Source organism: Falsiroseomonas oryzae, from assembly GCF_027856955.1.
Classification (GTDB): domain Bacteria; phylum Pseudomonadota; class Alphaproteobacteria; order Acetobacterales; family Acetobacteraceae; genus Falsiroseomonas; species Falsiroseomonas oryzae.
In genome coordinates, this window is record NZ_JAPSMD010000555.1 from 1 (window position 1) to 2,975 (window position 2,975).

3 protein-coding genes are annotated in these 2,975 nt (G+C 75.5%); all 3 read right to left on the reverse strand.

Translation table 11 applies throughout. The features are described 5' to 3' along the window. On the reverse strand, positions 1–1,263 hold a 1,263-nt coding region (locus OZN99_RS28740), incomplete at its 3' end, for an FAD-binding protein (RefSeq protein ID WP_270938643.1). Positions 1,264–1,294: 31 nt separating this feature from the next. Then, positions 1,295–2,260, reverse strand: a complete 966-nt coding sequence (locus OZN99_RS28745) for a Bug family tripartite tricarboxylate transporter substrate binding protein (RefSeq protein WP_270938644.1) — start codon at positions 2,258–2,260, stop codon at positions 1,295–1,297. A gap of 96 nt (positions 2,261–2,356) precedes the next feature. Next, positions 2,357–2,975 (reverse strand): hypothetical protein (locus OZN99_RS28750; RefSeq protein WP_270938645.1); only part of this gene is annotated, 619 nt, incomplete at its 5' end.

A 2,975-nucleotide genomic window follows, 5' to 3' on the forward strand; every position in this document is an offset into this window, starting at 1 on the left:
GGCCGCCATGTCGAAGCGCGGCGCCGGGGCGCGCGCGGCAATGCCGGCCGCCGTCGCGCCGGCCACGCGGCCGAAGGCCAGCGCCTCCGTGATGGCGTTGCCGGACAGCCGGTTCGCGCCGTTCGCGCCGCCCACCGCCTCCCCGGCGGCCAGCAGGCGCGGGACGTCGGTGCGCATCGCCGTGTCCACGCGCACCCCGCCCATGTGGTAGTGCGCGATGGGCGAGACCTCCACCGCGTCGCGCGTCAGGTCGATGCCGTTGGCGGCCAGACGGTCGATCACCGGGCCGAAGGCCGCGCGCAGGCGGTCCGCCGGCACATGCGTGAAGCTGAGATAGGCCCCGCCCGCCGGGGAGCCGCGGCCGGCCTCGACCTCCTTGGTGATGGCGTAGGTGGCCAGGTCGCGCGTGACGACGTAGCGCCCGTCCTCGCCCTGGCCCCATCGGCCCAGGAACTCCTCGCCGTCGCAATTCAGCAGCCGCCCGCCCAGCTTGTAGCGGAACGGGTCCCACATGATCGGGTCCATGCCGATCAGCCGCGGCGCCAAGTGGCCGATAGGGAAGAACTGCACGAATTCCATGTCCACCAGCGTCGCGCCGGCGCGCAGCGCCAGCGCATAGCCGTCGCCCGACATGTTCGCGCTCGCGCTGTTGCGCGCGTAGAGCCGGGTCAGCCCGCCGGTGGCGACGATGGTGGCGGCGGCGGAGACGGTCAGCGCCTCGCCGCTCGCCACGTGCACGGCGACCGCGCCGGTCACCTCGCCGTCCTGCACGACCAGGTCGGTCACCGCGACCTCGCCGATGCGGCGGATCGCATCGCCCACCCGCTGCACCTGCGCCCGCAGCGTGCGGGACACGGCGGGGCCGGTGGCGAGGAAGTCCACATAGACGCAGCGCGGCCGGTCGTGCCCGGGCGCCTGCACCTGCGCGAAACCCTCGCCGTCGCGCGCCCAGCCGACCTTCCAGGCGTCCATCTCCCGGATGCAGTCCACGCCGACCTCGCAGAGCAGGGCGGCGAGCGCCGGGTCGCACAGGCCGCGCCCCGCGGCCAGCGTATCGGCCAGGTGGTGGCGCCAGTGGTCGGTGCCCTCCGGCCCGACGGCGGCGGCGACTGTCATCTGCGCCATCACCGTGGCGCCGCCGCGGCCGATCAGGCTGCGGTCGAGCAGCAGGACGCGCCCCGCGCCACGCCGCGCGGCCTCGATCGCCGCATACATGCCGGCCCCGCCGGCGCCGATGACGAGCACGTCCGCGTCGAGATGCATCGGCTCGTCCTCGGCCCCCGTGCGGCGCGCGTCAATCCAGGCGGATGTTGCCGGCGCGGACGATGCGGCCCCAGGCCTCCTGCTCCTGCCGGACCAGATCTCCCAGGCCCTGCGGCGTGGTGTGGTCGGGCAGCGCGGCCTGGCCGCGCAGGACCTCCAGCATGCCAGGGGCCTGCAGCGCCTGGCCCATCGCCTGGTTCAGCCGGGCGATCGTGGCGGCCGGCGTGCGCGCGGGCGCGAAGACCGCCTGGAAGATGCTGACGGAGAGCTGCACGCCCTGCTGCTGCAGCGTCGGCACGTCCGGCAGCAGCGACAGCCGCTGCGGCGACAGCGCGGCCAGGATGCGCACGCGACCGTCGCGCGACAGCGCCTCGCCCGCGCCGGCGGGCAGCACCATCGAATCCACCTGGCCGGCGGCGAGCGCCTGCGCGGCCGGTGCGGCCCCGGTGAAGGGCACGTGCAGCAGCTCGAACCCCGCCGCGTCGCCCAGCCGCAGCATGGCGATCTGCGAGGTACTGCCAACGCCCCAACTGGAGTGCGTCAGCCCGCCGGGCTGCGCCTTGGCGGCGGCGATGAAGGCGCGCAGATCGGCCAGCTCCCGCCGCGTCGGGCCGACGGCGAGCACGAGCGGGACGTTGGTGATGTTGCTGATCGGCTCGAAGTCGCGATTCGCATCATAGGCGAGGTTGCGCATCGCGGCGGGGTTCACCGCATGGGTGTCGGTGACGCCGACCAGCAGCGTCTGCCCGTCCGGCGCGGCGCGCGCCACGGCGGTGGCGCCGATGCTGCCATTGGCGCCGGGCCGGTTCTCCACCACGAAGGTGCCGCCGAGCACCGTGGTCAGCTGCTGCGCCAGGGCGCGTGCCAGGATGTCCGTGATGCCGCCGGGCGGGTAGGGCACGACCAGCCGGACGGCACTGCCCTGCGCGGCGGCAAGGCGCGGGGCGGCAAGGGCGGCGGCGAGAAGCGGCAGGGCGCGGCGCGTCAGGAAGGTCATGGGGCAATCCACCAGGGTTGCCGGCGACCTTTGGCGTCTCTCTCCCGGGCGTCAGATAGCGGTGCCGCGGCGGGCTGCCAACCGGGCGCGTCCTGGTCAGCGCGCCGCGGGCAGGCGCCGGATCAGCACGGCGAGCACCAGGCCGAGCGCCACCAGCAGCGGCGGCACAGCGCCGGGGCCGGCCAGGTCGGCCAGCACTCCCATCAGACCCGGCAGCAGCGCCGCGCCGGCCATCGCCGCGGCGACCTGGAAGCCGAAGGCATGCACCGCCAGCGGCCCCAGCCGCGCGGGGGTGCGCGCCATCACCGTGGGATAGACCGGCGCCAGCATGGCCGCGAGCAGCGCCAGCGCCACCATGTCGGCCACCCCCAGCGCGAACAGTGCCGCCGCGGCGACGGCTGCGGGCATGGTCAGCCGCAGCAGGCGGTCCGGCCCGATCCGGTCCACCACGAAGCCCAGCGCGATGCGCGCGCCCGCCAGCCCGGCCCAGAACAACGTCGCGGCGAAGGCGGCCTCGGCCGGCGTCGCGCCGCGCGCGGTCAGGATGGTCGCCGCCCATTGCCCGGCGCCGGCCTCGAAGCCGCAATAGACGAAGAACACCGCCATCTGCTGCCAGACCAGGCGGGACCGCAGCGCGGTGAGCGCGCTGCCGCGCGGCGCGTCGGCCGGCGGCGCGTCGTCCCAGCGCCGCCGCGTCGCCGCAAAGGCCAGCGCC

What these genes read in the sequence shown, in the direction of transcription:
- OZN99_RS28745 (WP_270938644.1), bottom strand. Translation starts at nt 2,260, where the DNA reads ATGACCTTCCTGACGCGCCGCGCCCTGCCGCTTCTCGCCGCCGCCCTT.